22 protein-coding genes are annotated in these 22,677 nt (G+C 69.1%); 8 read left to right on the top strand and 14 right to left on the bottom strand.

The genetic code is table 11. The features are described from left to right. Positions 1–40: 40 nt before the first annotated feature. From prfA to C1746_RS18805, 6 genes are all read right to left on the bottom strand, one after another. On the bottom strand, positions 41–1,126 hold the full coding sequence (gene prfA / locus C1746_RS18780) for a peptide chain release factor 1 (RefSeq protein WP_240599063.1): 1,086 nt from the start codon (positions 1,124–1,126) through the stop codon (positions 41–43). Beyond that, entirely contained in the window at positions 1,123–2,172 is a 1,050-nt protein-coding gene (locus C1746_RS18785) for a DUF1385 domain-containing protein (RefSeq protein WP_116716308.1), read from the bottom strand. The genes prfA and C1746_RS18785 overlap by 4 nt, the downstream gene beginning before the upstream one ends. Then, positions 2,169–3,866, bottom strand: coding sequence for a transcription termination factor Rho (rho, locus tag C1746_RS18790; protein ID WP_116716309.1), 1,698 nt, complete (start codon positions 3,864–3,866; stop codon positions 2,169–2,171). The genes C1746_RS18785 and rho overlap by 4 nt, the downstream gene beginning before the upstream one ends. A gap of 241 nt (positions 3,867–4,107) precedes the next feature. Continuing rightward, a complete protein-coding gene (gene thrB / locus C1746_RS18795; protein WP_162867955.1) occupies positions 4,108–5,034 on the bottom strand; it encodes a homoserine kinase in 927 nt (308 codons plus the stop codon). A gap of 350 nt (positions 5,035–5,384) precedes the next feature. Then, positions 5,385–6,605 carry an NAD(P)/FAD-dependent oxidoreductase gene (locus C1746_RS18800; RefSeq protein WP_116716311.1) on the bottom strand — a complete coding sequence of 407 codons (1,221 nt, stop codon included), beginning with the start codon at positions 6,603–6,605 and terminating at the stop codon, positions 5,385–5,387. Between the two features lie 59 nt (positions 6,606–6,664). Beyond that, positions 6,665–7,969: a homoserine dehydrogenase gene (locus tag C1746_RS18805; protein WP_116716312.1), complete on the bottom strand. Its 1,305-nt coding sequence runs from the start codon at positions 7,967–7,969 to the stop codon at positions 6,665–6,667. Positions 7,970–8,120: 151 nt separating this feature from the next. Between C1746_RS18805 and C1746_RS18810 the strand changes: the two genes are divergently transcribed. After that, a complete protein-coding gene (locus C1746_RS18810; protein WP_116716313.1) occupies positions 8,121–8,801 on the top strand; it encodes a nucleoside/nucleotide kinase family protein in 681 nt (226 codons plus the stop codon). A 72-nt stretch (positions 8,802–8,873) separates the two neighbouring features. Next, on the top strand, positions 8,874–11,216 hold the full coding sequence (locus C1746_RS18815; RefSeq protein WP_116716314.1) for an EAL domain-containing protein: 2,343 nt from the start codon (positions 8,874–8,876) through the stop codon (positions 11,214–11,216). A gap of 20 nt (positions 11,217–11,236) precedes the next feature. Here the strand turns inward: C1746_RS18815 and lysA are convergent, their stop codons facing one another. Genes lysA through C1746_RS18830 form a run of 3 tightly spaced genes read right to left on the bottom strand, consistent with a single transcriptional unit; the run spans position 11,237 to position 14,569 of the window. Beyond that, entirely contained in the window at positions 11,237–12,511 is a 1,275-nt protein-coding gene (gene lysA / locus C1746_RS18820; RefSeq protein ID WP_116716315.1) for a diaminopimelate decarboxylase, read from the bottom strand. Then, a complete protein-coding gene (gene argS, locus C1746_RS18825; RefSeq protein ID WP_116716316.1) occupies positions 12,508–14,169 on the bottom strand; it encodes an arginine--tRNA ligase in 1,662 nt (553 codons plus the stop codon). Before argS ends, lysA begins: the two co-directional genes overlap by 4 nt. 40 nt (positions 14,170–14,209) lie before the next feature. Next, on the bottom strand, positions 14,210–14,569 hold the full coding sequence (locus C1746_RS18830) for a response regulator transcription factor (protein ID WP_116716317.1): 360 nt from the start codon (positions 14,567–14,569) through the stop codon (positions 14,210–14,212). A 233-nt stretch (positions 14,570–14,802) separates the two neighbouring features. Here C1746_RS18830 and C1746_RS18835 point away from each other — a divergent pair, with 233 nt between their 5' ends. Together C1746_RS18835 and C1746_RS18840 are read left to right on the top strand one after the other, a co-directional pair. Then, positions 14,803–15,240 (top strand): DUF3151 domain-containing protein, encoded by a 438-nt coding sequence (locus C1746_RS18835; protein WP_240599065.1) that lies wholly within the window; start codon positions 14,803–14,805, stop codon positions 15,238–15,240. Then, on the top strand, positions 15,237–15,653 hold the full coding sequence (locus C1746_RS18840; protein ID WP_116716318.1) for a DUF3052 family protein: 417 nt from the start codon (positions 15,237–15,239) through the stop codon (positions 15,651–15,653). The genes C1746_RS18835 and C1746_RS18840 overlap by 4 nt, the downstream gene beginning before the upstream one ends. A 45-nt stretch (positions 15,654–15,698) precedes the next feature. On the opposite strand, the gene thrS is transcribed toward C1746_RS18840, so the two are convergent. Then, a complete protein-coding gene (gene thrS / locus C1746_RS18845) occupies positions 15,699–16,946 on the bottom strand; it encodes a threonine--tRNA ligase (protein WP_116716319.1) in 1,248 nt (415 codons plus the stop codon). A gap of 250 nt (positions 16,947–17,196) precedes the next feature. On the opposite strand from thrS, the gene C1746_RS18850 reads away from it, so the two are divergent. Next, positions 17,197–18,168 carry a GNAT family N-acetyltransferase gene (locus C1746_RS18850; protein WP_205711996.1) on the top strand — a complete coding sequence of 324 codons (972 nt, stop codon included), beginning with the start codon at positions 17,197–17,199 and terminating at the stop codon, positions 18,166–18,168. A 65-nt stretch (positions 18,169–18,233) separates the two neighbouring features. Here C1746_RS18850 and C1746_RS18855 read toward each other — a convergent pair whose 3' ends face one another. Beyond that, entirely contained in the window at positions 18,234–18,620 is a 387-nt protein-coding gene (locus C1746_RS18855) for a RidA family protein (RefSeq protein ID WP_116716320.1), read from the bottom strand. A gap of 68 nt (positions 18,621–18,688) precedes the next feature. On the opposite strand from C1746_RS18855, the gene C1746_RS23315 reads away from it, so the two are divergent. Further along, a complete protein-coding gene (locus C1746_RS23315; protein ID WP_240599067.1) occupies positions 18,689–19,201 on the top strand; it encodes a hypothetical protein in 513 nt (170 codons plus the stop codon). Between the two features lie 24 nt (positions 19,202–19,225). On the opposite strand, the gene C1746_RS18870 is transcribed toward C1746_RS23315, so the two are convergent. Together C1746_RS18870 and C1746_RS18875 are read right to left on the bottom strand one after the other, a co-directional pair. Beyond that, complete coding sequence (locus C1746_RS18870; RefSeq protein WP_116716323.1) at positions 19,226–19,942, bottom strand: SAM-dependent methyltransferase; 717 nt, start codon at positions 19,940–19,942, stop codon at positions 19,226–19,228. 3 nt (positions 19,943–19,945) lie between these two features. Further along, positions 19,946–20,419 (bottom strand): SRPBCC family protein, encoded by a 474-nt coding sequence (locus C1746_RS18875; RefSeq protein WP_162867958.1) that lies wholly within the window; start codon positions 20,417–20,419, stop codon positions 19,946–19,948. Between the two features lie 69 nt (positions 20,420–20,488). Between C1746_RS18875 and C1746_RS18880 the strand changes: the two genes are divergently transcribed. Both C1746_RS18880 and C1746_RS18885 read left to right on the top strand, forming a co-directional pair. Next, the gene (locus C1746_RS18880; RefSeq protein ID WP_162867959.1) at positions 20,489–21,262 is read left to right on the top strand and encodes an alpha/beta fold hydrolase; all 774 of its coding nucleotides are present in this window, start codon (positions 20,489–20,491) and stop codon (positions 21,260–21,262) included. Positions 21,263–21,397: 135 nt separating this feature from the next. Next, complete coding sequence (locus C1746_RS18885; RefSeq protein ID WP_116716326.1) at positions 21,398–21,706, top strand: hypothetical protein; 309 nt, start codon at positions 21,398–21,400, stop codon at positions 21,704–21,706. Here C1746_RS18885 and C1746_RS18890 read toward each other — a convergent pair. Then, positions 21,690–22,658 (bottom strand): RDD family protein, encoded by a 969-nt coding sequence (locus C1746_RS18890; RefSeq protein ID WP_162867960.1) that lies wholly within the window; start codon positions 22,656–22,658, stop codon positions 21,690–21,692. The genes C1746_RS18885 and C1746_RS18890 overlap by 17 nt on opposite strands. Positions 22,659–22,677: the final 19 nt, after the last annotated feature.

A 22,677-nucleotide genomic window follows, 5' to 3' on the forward strand; every position in this document is an offset into this window, starting at 1 on the left:
AACTATCGCCAACCTTGCCGCTCTTCGGCCCGCTCAAACCTCAGTCCTGGGTCAAGGCCTGCAGCTTCTGGCGTTGCTCCTGACCGATGAGCGCCTCCAGCAGCTCCGACAGGTCCCCGCCCATCACGCCGTCGAGGTCGTGGGTGGTGAAGTTGATCCGGTGGTCGGTCACCCGGGACTGCGGGAAGTTGTAGGTCCGGATCTTCTCCGAGCGGTCTCCGGTCCCGATCTGTGACGCTCGGGCGTCCGCGCGCTCGGCGGCGACGCGGTCCCGCTCGGCCTGCAAGAGCCGGGACTTCAGCACCCGCAGCGCCTTCTCCTTGTTCTGCAGCTGGGACTTCTCGTCCTGCATCGATACGACCAGCCCGGTGGGGGCGTGGGTGATCCGGACTGCCGAGTCGGTGGTGTTCACCGACTGCCCACCCGGACCGGACGAGCGGTACACGTCGATCTTCAAGTCGTTGGGATCGACCTGGACGTCGACGTCCTCGGCCTCCGGCATCACCGCGACCGAGGCGGTCGAGGTGTGGATTCGGCCGCCCGACTCCGTCGCCGGGATGCGCTGTACGCGGTGGACGCCGGACTCGTGCTTGAGCACCGAGTAGGCACCGGAGCCGTTGACCTCGAACGTGACCTCCTTGATCCCGCCGATGCCGGTGTCGGAGACGCTCAGCCGGTTGACCGACCAGCGCCGGCCCTCCGCGTAGCGCACGTACATCCGTTCCAGCTCGGCGGCGAACAGCCCGGCTTCGTCCCCTCCGGCCCCCGCGCGGATCTCGAGGATCACGTTCTTGTCGTCCAGTGGATCCTTGGGGAGGAGCAGGACCTGCAGTCGGTCCTCCATCCGCTCCGCCTTCTCGCGTCCCTCGCGGGCCTCATCCCGGAACATCGCCTCGTCGTCGGGGCCGGCCATCTCGGCCAACTCCTCCGCAGCTGCCGCGTTCTCGAGCAGCGTCGAGTACTCATCGAAGGCCACGACGACCTCGGCCAGTTCGGCGTGGCGCTTCGCCGTGGCGGTGTAGCGCTCCTGATCGGCCAGGACCTCGGGGTTGGCCATGTCCAGCTCGAGCTCGGCGTGGGTGGCAACCAGGTCCTCGAGCCGGTTGCGCATGGCGTCATCGATCATGTGATCGCTGATCCCGGATCCGCCTCCGACTCCGGTGCGGCAACGGGCTTGGGAAGGCCGACCGCCTCCGCGGCGGTGTCCGCCCCCCACTCGATGGGCGAGGGAAGATCCGTCGTCCGACCGTCCAGATCACCGCTCGGGACGACGGCCTCGAAGGCCCGAATGGCCACCTCCACCATCTCGTCGTCAGGCTCCTTGGTGGTGATCTTCTGGAGCCACAGTCCCGGGACCGCGAGCCACTTGAGGAACGGATTGGACTGGTCGGCACCCAGCCGGAGGACCTCGTAGGCCAGCCCAGCGACGACCGGCAGGAGCACGACGCGCAGGCCGACCTGATAGCCGAGGAAGGCCAGGAAGTTCTCGCCATCCGGTGAGGGCACGATGATCCCCGCCGTGGTGTAGATCACGATCGCCAGGAACATCACGATGAGGAGGAAGTTCGTCCCGCACCGTGGGTGCTTGGTGGAGTAGGGCTGGATGTCGGGTGCGCGGAGGTCTTCGCCGTGCTCCCAGGCCATGATCGTCTTGTGCTCGCCGCCGTGGTACCGAAACACCCGCTTGATGTCGGCCAGCATCGAGATGGCCAGCAGATAGGCCATGAAGATGACCAGCCGGACCAGCCCCTCGACCAGGTGGAAGCGCACGGTGTCCCCGCCGCCCAGGGAGTCCTCGATGGCCGCCAGGCCCAGGTTCGGCAGGACGATGAAGATGCCGATGAAGGCCACCAGGGCCACCAACAAGCTGCCGCCCATCTCACCCTTGGAGAGCTGCTCCTCGTCCTCGACGGCAGCGTTGGCCGAGATCGTCAGCGCACGGGTGCCGATGGTCAGCGCGTCGACCAGTCCCCACATGCCTCGCAGCATGGGCTTGGTCCAGATCGGATTCCGCTTGGGGAAGTCGCTGACCTGGTGACGCTCCAGGTAGATCACGCCGTCAGGCCGCCGGACCGCCACCGCCCAGGTGTTGCGGCCCCGCATCATCACACCCTCCAGGACGGCCTGCCCGCCGTAGAAGTGTGGTGCGTGGTCCTCGGTGTCGGCGCTCACGCACCATCACCGCCGGGCAGCGCGAGCGGCGTTGCCTGCACGTCGGACAGGAAGGCCTCGGTCGAGTTGGTTCCCTGCAGTCGGTCCACGACCACCATGGTGGCCTCTGTCGAGCCGGCCCGCGAGATGGATTCCCGGATCGCGCTCACGGCGTCGGTCCGCTCCATCGGCTTCGCGGTCGCGGCAGCGTAGGTGGAGGAGTCGACCACCGAGACGATCCCCGCGGCCCCGTTCGCGGCCAGCTGGCGGTCGAGGGTCACAACCGAGTTGGCGACCCGGATGAACTCGCGCTGCACGACCTCGTCGTAGACCGAGCCGGTGTCGGTCAACAGCGTCCCGATGAGGGTGAGGGAGCCATCGTCATCCGTCGCGCGTGCGGCGGCCACGAGCTGCTTGGAGGGATAGAGCGCCGCGGCCTCGATGTCCGGAGCAACCGAGCGACCACCTGTCCCACTCGCAACGCCGTAGGCGCGGGAGAGCCGTGAGATCGAGTCCAGCAGCACGATCACGTCGTGGCCGAGCTCGACCAGTCGCTTCGCTCGCTCGATGGCCAGCTCGGCGATCTGGGTGTGGTCCTCGGCCGACTGGTCGAAGGTGGAGGCGATGACCTCGCCGTCCACCAGTTCGGCAGCGGCACGAACGGCCTCGGGGCGGCAGTCGATGCTGACCAGCATCAGGTGGCTGTCTGGTCGAGCCTGGCTGAGCGCCCCGGCCAGCTCGATGAGGAAGGCGGCCCCGTCGGCCTCCGGTGGGACGGTGACGACGGTGCGCTGGCCGTCTGCCTGCGGGGCGACCAGGTCGATCAGCCGGGCATTGATCGAGTTGGCGTCTCCCAGGTCGATGTCGGCGGTCAGCGGCGCGAGTGGGATCTGGTCGAAGTCGGGGCGATCGGCGACTCGATTGTCCTCGAGTTCCTCGAGATTGACCTTCTCGACGTGGTGCAGGGCCGGAACCTTCTCGTTGCTCCGCTGCTGTCGGATGGGACCCTGGACGACATCGCCGCGGCGGAGGCGCTGCTTGCGGATCTGGCCCTGGCTGACGTAGACGTCACGCTCCCCAGGGAGGTATCCCGTGGTCCGGAGGAACCCATACCCCTCCGGCAGGATGTCGAGGACGCCTGCGCGAACCTCCCCGGCATCGTCGTCCTTCCTGCCGCGGCCGCTGGTGTTGCCACTCTTGCCACCACGGCCTCGGTTGCGGCCATCGTCGCCGGAGTTGTCGCCTCCGCTCGAATCACGACCGCCTGAGTCACGTCCGCCCGAGTCACGACCGCCTGAGTCACGACCCTGGTTGCGGCCCGTGTTGCCGCCGCCGGAGCCGTCGCCACCGGTGTCGCTCGACCCTTTGGCGTCGGCGTCCTGCCCACCGCCCGACCGCTCACGGCTGCGGGTGCGACGCCGGCGGGTTCGGCTGTCGCCGTCGTCCCGCTCGTCCTCGTCGTCGGCCTCGCTGTCGTCGGCCTTGCTCTCGTTTGCCTGGTTGTCGTCGGCCTGGCTGTCGTCGGCCTTGCTGTCGTCGGCCTTGCTGTCATCGGACTCGTGGTCATCAGATTGCTCGCCGGACTGCTCGGCGTTGCTGATGATCGCGTCGACGAGTTCGGCCTTGCGCAGCTTGCCGACTCCGGTCAGCTGCAGGGCTGAGGCGATGTCGCGCAGTTCGGCGACGGACTTGCGTTCCAAGACGCTGCGGTCCATGCGGTGGTACTCCTGGTCCGGCGGCAAGACAGGAACTCGCCGCACTCGCGTGAATGTCGGCCTGCGACGCCAGCTGATGAGAGGCGCTGGGCCGGGGCAGATCTGCCGCACGGCACGACGCGTCGCAAGGGACCGCCAAGCATAGCGGCGGTGCAGGTGACCGCGCTGCGTGAGGGTTCACGGCCCACCGGGAGGACTGGTGTCCCAGCGGAGAGGCCCTTTCGGACTCGCGGGCCTGGGCTCAGGCGGGTGGGCAGCGCTCAGCGCCGGCCAGGTCCCAGGACGTGGGCACGACTCGCGACGCCGAGTCGGAGGTGACGTCCCCCACGACATCCCTGACCCGCCCGGTGGCCTCCTCCCCCGCCTGGACCACGGCAAGAACGGCCGGTCCGGCGCCCGACAGCACCGCCGGAACACCCGCTGCCCGCAAGCCCTCGATCAGCGCCCGACTGGTTGGCATCACGTCGAGCCGGGTCGGCTCGTGGAGCCGGTCGACCATGCTGGAAGCCCGGAGGGGCCCCTGACCGGCAAGGCCGAGCACCGTACTGGTGATGCTGGCGGCGTTGGCGGCGGCGAGGTCCAGGGGAACCTGGGTGGGCAGGATGGCGCGAGCTTCGGACGTCGGTACGCGGTCGCTCGGGATGATGATGATGGGCCGAAGGGCCGGGCTGGGCGTGACCCGTGCGACCTCGCCGTCGTCAGTGCAGACCACGAGCCCGCCGAGCACCGCCGCAGCGGCGTTGTCCCGGTGGCCCTCCATCCCGCTGACCAGGTCGATGATCTGCCGTCGGGTCACTGCCGTGGACGTGACTGCCGCAGCGAGCATCACCCCCGCCACGGCTGCCGCGGCCGACGAGCCCATGCCCCGTTGGAGTGGGATCTGCGACCTGACGGTGATCGAGACCTCAGGGGGCTCATGCCCGACCTGGTCGCACCAGGCACCGAACGCCTGCCACACCAGGTTGTCATCGCCCGACGGCAGGTCGTCCGCCCCCTCCCCTTCGGCGATGATCCGGCGTTCCTGCTGGGCGGTCACGACGGCGATCAAGGGGATGTCGAGGGCGACGGCGACGCTGTCGAACCCGGCGCCCAGGTTGGCAGAGGTGGCGGGAACAGCGACGCCGACCTCGTCCCCCTCGAGCTCGACTGCTGGTCCCCGGTCCGTCACCAGCGGGAGTGTAGAGGTCCACCGCCTCGCTGGGTCCTGGCTGGCGCGAGACGGTGCCGGACTGGGGTCATCGACGAATAGACCGGAGTCGACCGACGACACGATCGAGATGCCCCGCTTCTCGTCAGTCGGAATGGGGCCGAGTTGGGGACGCTCACGCTCAGGATCACGGCGCGTGATGCGACGGGGCTGCCCCGACCCTTCTAGATGCGCCATCCCTCACGAGGACGGTGGAGTCCCCACCCAGAGGTCAGGTTCCCCACCCAGAGGTCAGATTCCCCACCCAGAGGTCAGGTTCCCCACCGAGAGGTCATGTTCCCCGAAGAAAGGTCAGGTTCCCCACCGAGCGGTCAGGCCACGCGCCGAAGGACCGCCTCCGCACAGCGCCGACCCGAGAACAGGGCACCCTGGATCGACGCGGTGTCCCGGTGGTCGCCACAGACGAACCGGCCGTCCTCCAACTCCACTGACTGCTTCGGGTTGAACGGCGAGGTCTGCCGGGGTTGCCCGTGTGCGATGCGGTACGTCCGCAGGTGCGACCAGCCCTGGACCGCCGGGCCGAACCAGCCCTCCAACTGCTGCCGCGCCACCCGGGCCAGGTCCCCCTCCACATGCCCTGGCATCGCCGCCGCGATCAGGTTGCGCCCCGCCGGCGCGTAGGACGACGACACGTTGCTCATCACGGCCACGTTCAGCACCGGCCCACGCCCGGTCCCATCCAGCACGATCAGCTTGCTGTCCGTCGGCGCCCCGTCGGCCGCGAAGTACACGCACCCCACGCCCTTGGAGGCAACCGGCGCCAGATCGAGCAGCGACGCCGCCGCCGGACCCTCCGTCGCCACCACGACGGCCTCGTGACGAGTGCTCGACCCACCCTCGACCACGACGGACCCCTCGGAGACGGACGCCACACGCGCACCCAGCTGCACCGTCCCCTCGGGAAGCCGCGCGGCCAACTGAGCCGGGATGGCCCCCATGCCATCTGCCGGCACCGCGGAGTCACCCTCGGCCAGCATCCGGAAGATGATGTCGAAGATGCGCCGGCTGTCCTGGAGCTCCGGGTCCAGCTGGATCCCCCCGACCAGCGGGGTGAAGAACCGTTGGATGATCGTCTCCGAGAAGCCGGCATCGCGCAGGGCGTCGGTCGTGCGAAGGTCCTCGCCCCGCAGCAGATCAGCGGCCTCTCCTTGCTGCACCCGCCGGCGCAGCAACGCGATCCGGGCCTTGTCCAGCAGCGACCCCACCGGGGCCTGCACCGTGTCGAGCAGCGAGGCCGGCATCCGGAATGGATCGGCCACCACCGACCCCGAGCCCTCCCGCCACACCATCGCCCCCGGGTCGAACGCCTGGAAGTCCAGGGCGGCCATGTCCAACTGCCGGTGCATCTCCGGGTACGCCAGCAGCGCCACCTGGAACCCTCGGTCGAGGGTGAAGCCATCAATGACATCGGAGCGGACCCGACCGCCGACGCCATCGCTCGCCTCGAACACCGCCACCTCGACGCCGGCATCCGCCAGCGTGGTCGCACAGGCCAATCCGGCCAGGCCGGCCCCGACGATGGCCACACTCACGCTGTCCTCCTCACGTCGACGACGGCGGCGGTCACCTGGTGGTGGTCACCGCACGGTGGTCACACTTCCCGTCCCTCGACGCGCATAAGCGAGGCGACTCGTCTGACCTCCGACAGCCCCTCCAGGGCCGCGACGCAGGCCTGGACGTTGCCCTCACGTGCGGCGTGGGTGACGAGGAGCAGCTGCGCGTGGTCGTCCGACCCTTCCTGCCACACGCTCTTGATCGACACGTCGTTGTCGCCGAACGTCGCCGCGACGGTCGCGAGCACGCCGGCCCGGTCGACGACGTCGAGCAGGACGTAGTACTGGACGATGGACTCGTCCATCGGCCGTATGGGCTTCCGACTGATCGCGACACGCGGGAGCTCCTCGCCCGCCAGGTGCGCCCGAGCCGCCGTGACCACGTCCCCGACGACCGCCGACGCCGTCGGCAGCGAGCCGGCCCCGCGGCCGTAGAACATCAGCTCCCCGGCCCCCTCCGCCTCGACGAAGATGGCGTTGAAGGCCTCTCGCACGCTGGCCAGCGGATGCTCGGCCGGCACCCACGCGGGGTGGACCCGCACGCCGATCTGCCGCTCACCCGAGGGGCCTTCAGTCTCCTCCGCGATGCCCAGCAGCTTGATGACGTAGCCCATCCGCTCGGCATTGGCGATGTCGGTGGCCGTGACGCCGCGGATGCCCTCGGTGAACACCTGGTCCCGGGTCACCTCCGCATCGAACGCCAGAGATGCAAGAATTGCGGCCTTGGCCGCAGCATCGTGCCCGTCGACATCGGCGGAGGGGTCGGGCTTCTCGGCGTACCCGAGGTCCTGCGCCTCGGCGAGCACGGGATCGAGGTCGGCACCCTCTTCCGTCATGCGGGTCAGGATGTAGTTGGTCGTGCCGTTGAGGATGCCGAGGACCTTGCGGACCCGGTCCCCCGCCAACGACTCCCGCATCGGCTTGATGATCGGGATGGCGCCAGCCACGGCCGCCTCGTACTCCAGGCGGACCGACCGCTCCTGGGCCGCAGCCAGCAGCTCCGCGCCGTGGGTTGCGATCAGCTCCTTGTTGGCCGTCACGACGCTCTGACCGGCGGCCAGTGCGTCGGCCAGCAGACCGCGGGCCGGATCGATCCCGCCCATGACCTCGACCACGATGTCCACACCCTCGGCGCCAACGACGGCGGACAGGTCGGTGGTGAGCTCGGCGGCCACCTCACGCGGCTTGTCCGGATCGCGTACGACGACGGGCCCGACGACCAGCCGGGCACCGACCCGGCCGGCGATCTCCTCAGCATGATCGCGGAGCAGTTGCACCACGCCAGAGCCGACGACGCCCAGGCCGAGCAGGCCTACCGTCAGGGTGCGCTGCGAGTCAGTCATGGCTCGCGATCCTACGTCGGCCCGCCCTGCCGGTTGACGGCCAACTTGTGTGGACGAGGCGTGACGGCCATCCTGAGCTGCTACACCATGCCGCTCATGCTGGACGTCGCCGACCGGGTCGCTGGCGTGGGCGCGAGCGAGGCCGGCTGAGGTGAGGGCAGCCGAAGAGGTCACCCTGCAGTCGCTGGTGGCGGACCTCCAGGCCCTCCGCAACCAGCGACCGCGCACCCTGGTCGGAATCACCGGGCCGCCTGGCGCGGGCAAGTCGACGCTGGCTCGGGCCGTGATCGATCGGCTGGACGAGAGGGCTGTCATCGTCCCGATGGACGGCTTCCACCTGGGTCAGGCCGTCTTGGAGCGGCTGGGGCGCGCCGACCGGAAGGGTGCACCCGACACCTTCGACGCAGCCGGCTTCGTCGCGCTCCTGCGCCGACTGCGGTCCACGGATGAGACGGTGTTCGTGCCAGCCTTCCGGCGCGATCTGGAGGAGCCGATCAACGCCGCGATCATGGTCCCGCCGCAGGTCGACCTGATCCTCGTGGAAGGGAGCTACCTGCTGTTGGATGAGCCCCCGTGGGACGGCGTTCGCCCACTGCTGCAGACGTGCTGGTACCTCGCCCCGGACGACACGCGGCGCCGGGAACGACTGATCGAGCGACACGTCCGTCACGGCCGCTCCAGACGCGACGCAGAGGCGTGGGTTGACCGGTCCGACGAAGCCAACGCCAGACGCGTGGCCCGCTCCGCCACCCGAGCCGACAGAGTGCTGGGTCAGCCCCACGACGTGGGTCCGCCGGCCGGCAACGCGCCACCCGAACGCTCCGGACACTGATCGAGGGAGCACTGATCGACGGCACACGCAGGCGGGTGTCAAGCGGAGGGCGGAGTTGCCGATGAAGCGTGTATGCCTCCCCTGCTACCCGGTCGTCGTCGCCGATCCGGTGCAGACTCCCCGACGCCGGAGCCCGGACGGCTGGACCCCCTGACCGGGCTGCTGCACCGGACCTCGTTCATCGAGGTCGTCCAGTCGACCCTGGATGCGGGGGCGCGCGCCGCGGTGGTCATCGGCGACATCGACGGCTTCTCGCTCATCAATGACGCGCTGGGCCATCACATCGGTGACGGGCTCCTGCGCCAGATCAGCGGCCATCTGGTCAACCGGGTCCCCCGACACTGCGCGATCGGTCGACTGGGCGACGACCAGTTCGCCGTTCTCCTCCCCGAGTGGACTGACGAGACCGACCTGGTGGCGCAGTTCGCAGTCATCCGTGAGGCCGTCGATGCGCCGGCTCGGGTGCAGGGTCGCCACCTCGAGGTTCCCAAGGCGGTCAGCTTGGGCGCCGCCGTCACCTGGACCGGTGCGACAGGCGACGATCTCGTCCGCCGCGCCCTCGCGACCCTCGTTCGCGCGCGCCGCGACGGCACAGCTGGCGCCATCCCAGAGATCCACCTGCACACCCCGGAGCGCAACGACCTGCTCGGTGACCTCTACGACGCCGTCCACCGCAACCAGTTCCGAGCCGTCTTCCAGCCGATGGTGGACCTGAGGACAGGACGGTGTCGCGGCGCCGAAGCGCTGCTCCGCTGGGAGCATCCGTCAGCGGGCAGCGTCCCCCCTGACGTCTTCATCCCGTTGGCGGAGTCCAGCGGGCTCATCACGAGCATCGGTCAGTGGGTGTTGACCGAAGCCGTCGACGCGGCACTGCGGCTGCGCGAGCAGACGGGGCGCGATGACTTCCACGTGAGTGTGAACGTCTCACCACTCCAACTGCGGTGCGCGCACTTCGTGAAGGACGTGATGGCCGTGCTCGCCTCCACCGGCCTCCCGCCGTCGTGTCTCTGGCTGGAGATCACCGAGGGGGTCTACCTCGCTGAGGACCATGGGATCGACAGCACCCTCAGGGAACTGGACAGCCTGGGTGTGCGGATCGGCCTTGATGACTTCGGCACGGGCTTCAGCTCGTTGGGCTACCTCCGTCGGCTTCCGCTGTCCTTCGTGAAGCTGGACCGGCAATTCACGAGCCTGGTGCGCGACGGTGACCAGTTGGGCGTGTCGCTGCTCGAGTTCCTGGCGGCCTTGCCGTATCCGGTCGTCGCCGAGGGCATCGAAGAGGCAGCCACCGGTGCGGCACTCGCCGACCTGCGATGTGAGCTCGGTCAGGGGTGGGCATTCGGGCGCCCCGTGCCCGAACGCGATCTGGCACCACTCATCACACAGGTGATCGAGGATCTGGCGGCCCCGGCTCCACGTCAGGGCCCCGCGCCGATCGTCGACCACGAGGACACTCCCCGACCAGGTGCAGCCACCTTCGTCGACGACGTGGTCCACCACATCGACTCGGGCATCGAGCACCTATCCGTCCCGGCGGTGGTGATCGATGCCACGACGGATTGCTCCGACGTCGGGCGGCACTTCCAGGCCCACCCCGCACTGTCCACCGTCGTGGTGGTGTCCTCCACCGGCACACCGCACCTGCTGACCCGCGCTGAGTTCGATGAGCACATGACCGGCCCGCTCGGCTTCGGCCGGGCCGTCTTCTGGCGGCGACCCGTCGCCGACCTCGAGCTCTCACCGGCCACGTGTGTGCGGCAGGGCGCGACGCTGCTGGACACGGTCAAGACGGTGCTGGCCAGGTCGGGGAACCGCCGCTACGAAGATCTCGTCGTCCTTGCCGACTCCGGGCCGTTGCGGACGCTGTCCGTCGCCGAACTCCTCGCCACCTCCTCGCGGTCGCTGTCGAAGATGGCGCTGACCGACAGCCTCACGGGACTGGCCAACCGGACGGCGTTCATGGCCGAGCTGACCAGTCGGTCCCTGGTCGGTGAGCCCTACGCCGTGATGTTCCTCGACTTGAACGGGTTCAAGCAGATCAACGACCAGTTCGGGCACGCCGCAGGGGACGTCGTCCTGACGGCGATGGGCGCGCGCATCCAAGCGACGATCCAACGGTCTGACCCATCGCACGGAACGCTGGCAGCACGCCTGTCCGGTGATGAGTTCGCGGTCATGGCGCCGCACCTCACCGCGCCCGGAGCGCGCGAGCTGGCGGCCGCGCTCGTGGCCGCCATGGCAAGCGCGATCTTGGTCGATGATCAGGAGCACAGCGTGGGCGTCAGCATCGGCGTGACGGTGTCGGAGCCGGGTGACAACCCGACTGACGTCCTGCGTCGGGCCGACGACTCGATGTACGTCGCAAAGCGGGACGCCGGACGCAGCGTCGTCGTGGCTGAGCCCGCGCCCGTCTGAGCCGCGGGTCCTCGAACCACTCAGCCGACGTCTGCGGCCAGCAGGTCGTCCAAGGTCTCGCGGCGCACCACCAGCCGGGCATCCCCCTCGGCGCAGAAGACAACCGGTGGTCGCGCGATCTTGTTGTAGTTGGACCCCATCGAGTGGCCGTAGGCACCGGTGACCGCGGTGGCCAGCAGATCACCGACCGCCAAATCCCCCGGGACGGCGGCCTCACGGACGAGGATGTCCCCGGACTCGCAGTGCTTGCCGACGATCCGGACCATCTGCGGGCGCGCGGCTTGCACGGCGCGCGGCAGGAACGCCTCGTACCCCGAGCCGTAGAGCACCGGTCGGGGGTTGTCGCTCATCCCGCCGTCGACCGCGACGTAGGTGCGGATGTCGGGGAGGCGCTTGATGGTCCCGACGCGGTACACCGTGACGGCCGCCCGTGCGGCGATGGCACGACCCGGCTCCACGCCGAGCTTCGCCGTGATCCCGAGGTCGAGGGCGGTCTGCTCCAGCGCCTCCGCCCACTCGGTGATCGTCGGGGCCGTCTCGCCAGTCACGTACGGCACGCCGAGGCCACCGCCGAGCACCAGCTCGGGCAGGTCCCAGGGTTCGATCACCTCAGCCATGACCGCCAGCGCCTTGGCGAAGGAGTCCGCGTCGAAGACCTGGGACCCGATGTGCACGTGCAGGCCGACCAGGTCCATGGCCGCGCTGGCGTCAGCTCGCTCGACCGCGGTGGCGGCTGCCCCGGTCGACACGGTGAAGCCGAACTTCGAGTCGTCATGGCCGGTGGCGACGAACTCGTGGGTCTCCGCCTTCACACCCGGTGTCAGGCGTAGCAGGACCCTCGGGGCCCGATGGCGCTGAGCTACCAGCCGCTCGATGCGGTCGATCTCTTCGAGGGAGTCCACGATGATGCGCCCCACTCCCGCGTCCATCGCCGCGGCCAGCTCGCGCGACGACTTGTTGTTGCCGTGGAGGTGGATGCGCTCCGGAGGTGCGCCGGCCGCCAGGGCGATCCCCAGCTCACCGCCCGAGGCGACGTCGATCGACATCCCCTCCTCCATCACCAGACGGACCATGGCGCGGCACAGGAACGCCTTCGCGGCGTAGGTTGCGCGCTCGCCGAAGACCGCGGTGGCCTCCCGGCAGCGGTTGCGCAGCCCCTGCTCGTCGTAGATGAACAGGGGCGTGCCGTACGCCTCCGCCAGCTCCGCGACGTCACAGCCGCCGATCCGCAGCTCGCCCGACTCGCCGACGGTCGCATGTTCGGGCAGGAGCCCGACGGGGATCGGCCCGCTCACATCCGTTCCCGTGGTGTCACGCCGAGCAGCCCCAGTGCGGCCGCAACCGATACCCGGGTGGCTTCGCACAGCCAGTAGCGGGCGCGGGACAGATCGACGTCGTCGGAGATGACCTGCCGCTCGACGTAGAAGCGGTGGAACGCATCGGCCAGGTCCTCGGCGTAGCGGGCCACACGGTGCGGGGCACGCTGTTCTGCCGCCTGGGCCACGGTCTCTCCGAAGGCGTCGATGCGCCGGATGAGCTCGTGCTCCTCCTCGGTCGCCAGCAGCGAGAGGTCGGCGTCTGCCACGGTTCCCGGGTCGAAGTCGACCGCCGCAGCCTTGCGGGAGATGCCGCTGATGCGGGCGTAGGAGTAGTTGATGTAGTGGACCGGGTTGGACTTGTCCTCCGACACCACGCGGGTGATGTCGAAGTCGATGGCGGTGTCGATCGAGGAGCGGAGGAAGGTGTACCGGGCAGCATCGGGTCCCACCTCCTCCACCAACTCGTCGAGCGTGACGAAGTTGCCTGAGCGCTTGCCCATCCGGATGGGTTCACCGTCGCGGAGGAGGTTCACGAACTGGCCGATGATGATCTCGATCAGCCCCTCGGGGATGCCCTCGGCCCGTGCGATGGCATGCAGCCGACCGACGTAGCCGTGGTGGTCCGCTCCCAGCAGGTAGATGGCGAGGTCGAACCCACGACCGACCTTGTCGGCCATGTAGGCCGTGTCGGCCGAGAAGTACGTCTTGACCCCGTCGGCCTTGACCAGGACCCGGTCCTTGTCGTCACCGAAGTCCGTGGTGCGCAGCCACGTCGCGCCGTCCGCGGTGTAGGTGTGGCCGTCCTCCCCCAGCTTGGCGATGGTCTCGTCCACGCGGCCGGAGTTGTGCAGCGTCTTCTCGGAGAACCACACGTCGATGTCGATCCCGATGGACTCCATGGTCCGGCGGATCTGCTGGACCATGGCCAGATACGCGGCCTCGGTCACCGCGGACAGATCGTTCGAGCTGACGCCGGCTGCATCGAGTTCCGCGGCGATCTCGGCCACGTATGCCCCCTTGTAGCCGTCCTCAGGAGCCGTGTGGATCTCGCCGCGATAGCCCTCGGGCTCGCCTCCTGTGACCTCCGATGGACCGGCCATCTCGGCCTGGACGGAACGACCGAACAGCCCGATCTGATTGCCCGCATCGTTGAGGTAGTACTCGCGGGTGACCTCCCAGCCGGTTGCCTCGAGCAGACCTGCGATCGCGTCCCCGGTGGCGACCCACCGACCGTGACCGACGTGCAGCGGGCCGGTCGGATTGGCCGAGACGAACTCCACGTTGGCCGTCCGGCCGGCACCGGCGTTGCTGCGCCCGTAGGTCTCCTCGCCGGCCTCGACGGCTGCACGGACGATGGCACCGAAGCTGTCCTGGGCCAGCCGGAAGTTGATGAACCCGGGTCCAGCGATCTCCACGGCCTCGATGCCCTCCACGGCACCGATCGCCTCCACGAGAGTCTGGGCGATCTGGCGGGGAGGCTGCCCCACCGGCTTCGCCAGCGTCAGCGCGACGTTGCAGGACCAGTCACCGTGCTCGGGGTTCTTGGGCCGTTCGAAGACCGGCTCTCGGTCAGGCAAGCCGGAGGTGGACAGTGCCTTGCGAACGTGGACGGCGAGCTGGTCGGGGCCGATCATCCGGCCACACTACCCAGCCGCCCGCAGCCGGATGGGAGACTCAGGTGTGCTCGGCGATCAGCCGGTTCACCATCTCCATCAGGTCGATCGGATCGAAGGGCTTGGTGACGTAGGCCTGGACACCCAACTCGTTGCCCTTGCGAACATCGGCCTCCATGGCCCGGGCCGAGAGGAACACGATCGGGATGTCCCGGTAGTTCTCGTCGCTCTTCAGTGCCTCGGCGACCTGCCAGCCGTTGACGTTCGGCATCATCACGTCGAGGAGGATGAGGTCGGGACGGGCCTCGGCGACCTTGCGGAGTGCGTCGGCTCCGTCGACGGCGGTCAGGACCTCATGACCCTCCATCTCGAGGTTGACTTCGAGCAGCCCGCGGATGACGTGATCGTCATCAACTGCCATCACTCGTGCCAACGCGGTGCCTCCGGCCTCTCACCAGACGAACTTCTCGGGACGAACAGACTGTACTCGCCGTGTCGGCCGCCGCGCTCGCGGTTACGAGGATCAGGCCTCACGTGGCCGTGGCGAGCGCGGCCGACCCATCCGCTCACCGGTTCGAAAGGACCGGGGCTGGATGCGAGTTGCACCTTCCGGTGGCGGCCGATGAGGCCGTCGAGGTGGTAGACCTACAGGTCATGCCCGAACTCCCGATGCACGGCATTCAGCCGACCTTCGTCCCACCCTGGCCCGAGGCGGTGGAGGCGGCGTACGCCACCGCGCTCGCAGCCGACGACACCAACGCCGCACTCCGAGAGGTGGCCAGCGCCAACCCGGAATTCCTGGCGGTCTGGGCCGAGCTGGCCGAGCGGGCGCTCGACGGCGGGGATCCCGTCGCCGGATATGCGTTCGCCAGGGTCGGCTATCACCGGGGTCTTGACACGATCCGGCAGGCCGGGTGGCGGGGCCAGGGTCCCGTGCCGTGGTCGCACCAACCGAATCGGGGCTTCCTGCGATCCCTGAACGCGCTGCGGCGGGCGGCGCTTGCTATCGGCGAGGCGGGGGAGCCGGAGCGGTGCCGGGACTTCCTGCGCCAACTCGACCCCGACGACCACTTCGAGGTGACCGGATCGTGAGCGCTGGCTACTCGGGAACACCGCTGTACAAGAAGCTCGGCCTCGAGGAGGACATGAGGCTAGGGCTGGACAATCCGCCCCCGGAGTTCGTCGGTCTCACCCTGCTGCCGGTCCCAGCGGGTGTGCAGTTCGCCACCCGGATCGCCGGGAACATGGACATGGTCATCGGCTTCTACGACCGCAAGCGCGACTTGGAGAAGCGGCTGCCGGTGATGATCCGCCGCATCCCGCAGGACGGGGTGATCTGGATCTGTTGGCCGAAGAAGGCCTCGCGGGTCCCGACCGACATCACCGAGGACACCGTCCGTGAGGTGGCCGTCCCGCACGACCTCGTGGACGTCAAGGTGTGCGCGATCGACCAGGTCTGGTCGGGCCTGAAGCTGGTCATTCGCAAGGAGGCGCGAGTCGAGTGAGAATCCCACCAGTCGACTGAGAATCCCACCAGTCGGGCAGCGGCCTCACAGGACTGGCATCTGCAGTCGGTCTCGGCCGGCCCCCTCGAGCGCCCCCTGCAGGGCGGGGAGGGTCACCGACACCGCGTCCCGAGAACCGCGCAGGCGCACCGAGACCTGACCGGCCTCCACCTCCCGGTCCCCCAGGACTGCGGTCACGGGAACCATCCGGTCTGCCGCCCTGCGGACCCGCGAACCCAGGCTGCGCGAGGCGGGGACCACCTCGCTCCGGACACCCGCACAGCGCAGGCTGGCCGCGACCTCCCGAGCAGCCTGGGCGTGGGTGTCCGACACCGGCAGCAGGTGGACCTGCTCGGGTGCCAGCCAGTACGGGAACCTGCCCTGGGTTCGCTCCAGCAGGAAGGCCATCAGTCGCTCCGCGGTGGAGAGGATGCTGCGGTGGACCATGACGGGCCGTTGGCGAGCCCCCTCCTCGTCGACGTACCGCAGGTCGAATCGGTCGGGCATCCACAGGTCGACCTGGACGGTTGAGAGCGTGAAGGCGCGCCCGTGCACGTCGGCCACGTCGATGTCGACCTTGGGGCCGTAGAAGGCGGCATCGCCCGGAGTCTCGGTCCACGCGCCGTCGCGCGCTCCGAGCACGGCGCGAAGCGCGGCCTCCGATGACCTCCACTGCTCGGAATCGCCGGCCCACTTGTCGGATGCCTCGTCACGAGTGCTCAGCCTGACCTCGGACACGACCAAGCCGAGCCGGTCGTAGCTGGCGTCGACCAGGTCGAGGATGGCCGCCACCTCCTCCCCCACCTGCGCCGGGCGGCAGAACACGTGCCCATCGTTCAGGGTCATCGCGCGGACCCGACTGAGGCCGGAGACCACGCCCGAGCGCTCCATGCGGTACATGTCGCCGAGCTCGGCCAGTCGGAGGGGCAGGTCGCGGTAGCTCCGGTCGGCGTGGCGGTAGACCAGGATGTGGTGGGGACAGTTGACCGGGCGCAGGACCAGCCGCTCACCTGCTTCACCGGTCTCCATGGGCGGGAACATGTCCTGGGCGTAGTACTCCCAGTGCCCGGACCGCGCGTACAACTCCTGCTTCGCGACCGCCGGTGTCACGACGTGCTCGTAGCCAGCCCGGCGTTCCAACTCCAGGATGAACTGCTCGAGCTCGTATCTGACGGCCGCACCGGCGGGTAGCCACAGTGGCAGGCCGGCCCCGACCAGCGGGTCGGTGGTGAAGATGTCCAACTGGCGGCCCAGCTGGATGTGATCCTGACGGACGGGGGGTGGGGGTGACATGCGGGTCTCCTGGTTCTCAGACCCGGGTCACCCTCCTCCAGCGACCAGCAGAACGACCGACGCCCCGGAGATGACCCGGGGCGGTGGTGGCGAGTGTGATGGCTCAGCGTCTGACGGCCGACGGGTGGGAACCCGTCGTCGTCTGTGGGCTGAGGCGCTTGATCACTGCCTTCACGGTAGTCCGGTCACCAGCCCAGATCAAGAGAGAAGTGTCCAGGACTTCCGGCGATCCGCAGCGGCGACGATGTCCATGCCCCTGGTCCTGGTGCTCGCCAGCGAGTTCACTGATGACATGGCCGACGATCGCAGCTTGACCCCTGATCTCCCCCGAGGGCTCACAACCCGCCCACTCCAACCCTCTGACCAGCGGGCGGTGTACGAGCTCATGGCCGCGTCCGAGCGGGCGATGGTCGGCGAGGCGATGATCGAGGAGGCCGACATCGTGGCCGACTGGCAGCGGCCCGGCTTCGATCTGGCGACCAGCTCGATCGGCGTCGTGGAGGGCGACCGGCTCGTGGGGTACGCCGAGCACTCCGGCGGTGACCGCGTCGACGCCGCCGTGCACCCCGACGAGCTTGAGCGTGGGATCGGGACCTGGTTGGCCCGCTGGCTGCAGGCGACGGCCCTCCAGGCCGGTCAGGCGGAGATCGGGATGCCGGTTCCGGCCGGCAGCGTGGCCGACCGACTTCTCGCAGACCTCGGGTACCACGTGCGGTACACCAGTTGGGGGTTGGAACTCCCGAGCGGGACGAGTGTCCCCGCTCGACCGCTACCGGACGGCTTCACGGTCCGTGCGGCGGAGGCAGATGAGTACCCGCTCGTCAGCGACGTCATCGAGAACGCCTTCGGCGAGTGGTCGAACCGTCCCCGGTCGACGTTCGAGGAGTTCGACGCGGCGATCCTGCGGCGGCCCGGGTTCGAGCCGTGGAACCTTCGGGTGGTGGTCGACCCGGACGGCGACGTCGTCGGCGCCGGGCTGATCATGTTGGCCGGCGACGGGCAGGAGGGTTGGATCGACAAGCTGGCCGTTCGCCGCGACCAGAGGGGCCGGGGACTGGCGCAGGCGTTGCTGGTCGACGCCTTCTGGCAAGCCCGGGAGCACGGGGCGACGCGGTCGACCCTGGCCACGGACTCCCGCACGGGTGCGCTGGGCCTGTACGAGCGGGTTGGGATGGAGGTCACCTCGACCTGGCTGAACCGCGGCATCCGGCTGGCCGGCTGAAGGGGAGGCGCGTGGAGCAGCGCCAGACCCGAATCACAGGTGCGTTGCGGGACGCCCAACGCAGGTCACGAGGACCCGAGGATCGCTTCGACCTCGATCTCGATCTTCCAGCGCGGGTCGAGGAGTCCCGCCACAACAACCATCGTGGCCGCGGGGCGGATGGCTCCGAAGATCTCGCCGTGGGCACGCCCGACGGGCTCCCAGTCCTCCGCGTCGGTCAGGTACATCCGGGTTCGGACGACATCTGCTGCGGCCCCGCCCGCCTCAGCCAGCGCCGACAGCGCGATCTCGAGGCACCGGGACGCCTGGACCTGCGGATCCTCGGGACATGAGCCGTCCGGCCAGATCGGTCCGGTCCCCGCGACGTGGACGGTGTTGCCCAGACGGACGGCGCGACTGAAGCCGATTGGTGCTTCGTACGGCGATCCGGACGGCACGTTCTGTCGAGTCATGCCATCAGTTTCCCACGGCCTAACCGCTGCGGGTTGACGTGCAGCCATCTCGTGTAATGATGTAATACATGAATCAAGAGAAGCTCACGACCTGGTTCGCGGGGCGGATCCCCGACGACTGGTTCATCGAACCCATCCACGTCAACGCCGATCGGGACGAGATCATCGTCACCGGCACGCTCGCACCACCCCAGTTGGACGACGACACCACCGACGAGGCACGCGCCGTGGCGCACGCCTCCCGCATAGACGGGTTCCGCGAGGACACGCGGAAGCAACGGATCGCCATCGCCAAGGTGGCGGAGCACCACTTCGATCGGAAGGTCTCCTGGGCCGCCCGCTGTGGTGACACCACGACCACGTTCACCCAGGCCGCTGTCCCCGCCATGACCCGCCTGCGCATGCCCGAGCGAGCAGTCCTCGACACGCTGATCGAGGCGGGTGTGGCGCGGTCACGGTCAGAGGCCCTGGCCTGGTGCGTCAAGCTGGTCGGCCGCAATCAGGCTGAGTGGATCGACGAACTCCGTGACGCGCTCACCGCCGTGGAGCGGGTGCGCGCCGAAGGTCCCGACGCCGCCTGAATCGAGGCGGCAGGCGACCCGCGCTCACCGACGCAGCAACAGCCATCCGAAGCCGAGAGTCCCGCGGTACCGCCGCGACAGCGCCTCCCGGCGATCCGCAAAGTCCGCGGCGGCCGCTGTCCCGACCGATCGAACGCCGGCAACCCATGCCGCCTCGAACGTGTCCCACTCCTCTTCGGAGGAGGTTCCAGCGTCCACCACGGTCCAGCCGGCCGCCGTCGCCCGCATCCCGAGGCCGACGGTGTCCCGCGGGAGGCGGCCGAACATCGACCGCAGGTCATCGGGCGGATGTCGCTCCCAGATGCTCGCGCCGACAACGGCCTCAGTCGCCTGACCGGCTGCCATCGCCCGGTACTGGGCGCGGAGCGAGCCGAACGCATGGGTCACTCCGATGCCCATCACCGCATCTGCCTCCGCGGAGCTGACCAGGTCGCCGGTTGACAGATCGGTGAGCTCGAACCTGGCCCGTTCCCCCAGCCTGGCATCTTCGGCCGCCGCCCGGGCCAGCTCGATCATCGCCGGGTCGTTGTCGAGGCCGAACCCGCGGGTCGCCGGGGAGCGCACCAGGCACGCCAGGAGCAGTGCAGCCCGCCCACAACCGAGATCGAGGATCGACGTCGCACCGTTCAGGAACGCAGCGATCCACTCCACTCGCTCGGCGTCCATCGGTACGTTGAACTGCACCGCTCGCGAGCCCGCACGACGCAACTGGCCCAGCGATGGCTCTCCGCCGTCGGCCATCCGTCAGGGGCGCACGGCCGTCGACTCCGCGACGCGCTTCAGTGCCCGCAGGCTCCGCCGGAAGATGAAGGACACGTAGGGCCCGGCGGCGTAGGTCGCGACGGCCTCGCCCAGCGCGCCCAGCGGAGCATCGATCTCCTCCCACCAGGTGAACAGCGTCCCCTCCTCGCCGGCGGGGCGCACGGTCGGCTGGATCTCGAACGCACCGGACCCCTTGATGAACCGCCCGGTGTGCGTCACGGCGATCTTGTGCTCCTCCACCCACTCGGTCACCCGCATCTCGTCCATCACGGTCAGACCGAGCGCGATGTTGGTGGGGACCGCGATCGTCACACCGACGCCGGTGCGGTGATCACTGGTCACGGTGACCGACTTGGCGTCCTGCATCCAGGCTGGCTGGGACTCCCAGTCGGTCAGGATCTTCCAGACGTGACCCGTAGGTCGGTGGATGTGGATACGTTCCTCTACTCTGGCCATCGCTGGCTCACCGTACCCACCTCTCGAGCCCCCACCCCTCCAACTCCGCCCCAAAGGTCCTCCTACCAGATGTTCATAGAGCTGAACGGCGTCCGCCACCACTACGTCTCGAAGGGTGAGGGTCCGCCGGTGGTCCTCGTGCACGGGCTCGGGGGCAGCCTCCATGCCTGGCACGGGGTGAGCGAAACCCTGGCCGTCAACCACCACGTCATCGCGCTCGATCTGCGGGGGCACGGCCGCTCCGATGCGGGCAGTGGCGGCTACTCGATCCAGCAGTTCTCCCAAGACGTCTCTGCGCTGATCAATGCGCTGGAGCTTCCTCCGGTGAGCCTGGTGGGCCACTCGCTCGGATCGCTGGTGGCTCAACACGTCGCGGTGGAGAAGTCGGAGTCCGTCGATCAGCTGGTCCTGCTCGGTGGGATCTCGTGGTTCGAGCCGGACACGAAGAAGGCCTACGAGGAGCGTGCCGCCCTGGTCGAGAAGGACGGGCTCGACGCCATCATCGACACCTGGTTGCCCGGCGCCATGGCTCCGCGCACCCAGGGCAAGCTGCCGCAACTGGTGGGACTCCTACGGGATCTCATCCTCCGCAACGACCCGAAGGCGTACGCCAACTCCTGCCGCGCGCTGGCCAAGATGCCCCGCATCAATCGCCAGGACATCGGGCAGCCGACCCTCCTCCTGGTCGGCGACCACGACCGGTCGACGCCGCTCGCGATGACCGAGGAGCTGCACGCCGAGATCCCCGTGTCACGGGTTCAGGTGATCCCGACCGCCGGGCACTGGGCCATGTTGGAGCAGCCGGACGCCATCGCCGCTGCGCTGTTGCAGCACCTGACCTGACGCGCGCCGCGATCGAGCAGCTGACACGTGCGAGGCCACGATGCTGTTGCGTGGACGGCGCGACGGAATAACTAGTCCAGACTACTCACGCTGAATGGTCTACGTGACTGACCGTCATTCGACGACACCCAGCGCATGGCATCCGACGATCTGCTCAGCCGCTTCGCCCGGCGGGACCCCGTCCTCGTCGCTGCGCTGTTCACTGGCGACACCGCGGCCGTTCGCGCCATCACGCGCCTCCTGCGTCACACGCCCCTCGCCGTGCTCCTGCAGCACCAGGCTGCACTCGTGATCGCCCTGGTCGCGGTGCCCGAGACCCATCGTCAACTCGCTGTGACCTGGCGGCAGCAGGACGCCGGCGCGACGCGTCAGCTGTTCAACTGGGTCGAGCAGGCCCGACGTCGGGTCTGCCGCGACAGCCTGAGCGCTACAGCGGCGCTGTGAACCCTCCGTCGGACTCGGGACCGCGACCGGGACCCGTCTCCGGCACCTGACCACGACCTGGCACACGGTCGCTCCGCGCATGAGGGGGCGGAGCGACCGGACCAGGACCCGGGGTCGGCGCCGACGGGGGCGACCACGGCGGTGCCGCCTGTACGGCGCCCTGCTGCTGCATCAACGCGGCCACACACAGCAGCAGGGCCTCGGGGTGGGTCCCGGCAGGTGGGCGGTGAGCCATCCGGTTGGCCAGCACGTTGGCCAGATCGGTGGCCACCCGGGTGCGGTGCTCGGGCTCCAACGACCCGGCGCGCAGCAGGAAGCGACGCACACCGGCGTAGTCCGCGGCAGTGAGTCCCCGCACGTCCAGCGTCCCGGCGTAGGCCAGGAGTGCCGGAGGGATCACGAACTGGACGGCCTGGGCGGCCGTGCCCCCGGACTCGCGGTCGCGGATGGTGACCGTTCCCGCGACCAGATCGCCCAGGCGCTGTCCCTTCTTGGTGACCAGGGCCGTGATCAGAGCCGGGATTCCGGCGAAGGCGTAGAAGTCGAAGATGGTCATCAGCCCGCGCAACGCGGCGTGGCGGAACCGGACCGGGCCACCGTCCACCGTGACCACACGGAGGCCGAGCGCCGCCTTGCCGGGGGTCCGACCCCGCAGGCGGGTCTCGAGGACCACGGGGTAGCCCCAGAGGATCGCGAAGGTGAAGGCCACGATCAGGACGGTCAGGATCCAGCCCGGCCCACCGGCCACGGCGTCGGCGGCCCCCACGATCCCTCCGGCGAGGATCACCGCCAGCAGCAGCAGGTAGTACAGCACCCCCATCAGGAACAGGTCCAGGAGGATGGCCAGACTCCGACTGCCGAGATCGGCCAGCGGCAGGTCGACACGGACCGCCTCGGGGGTGTACAGGTCGGCGCGTCTCCCCGCCGTCCCGCCAGCCTGATCGGTTGTCACGTCACCTCCCGGTGGCCCT

The organism is Euzebya tangerina (assembly GCF_003074135.1).
Taxonomy (GTDB): domain Bacteria; phylum Actinomycetota; class Nitriliruptoria; order Euzebyales; family Euzebyaceae; genus Euzebya; species Euzebya tangerina.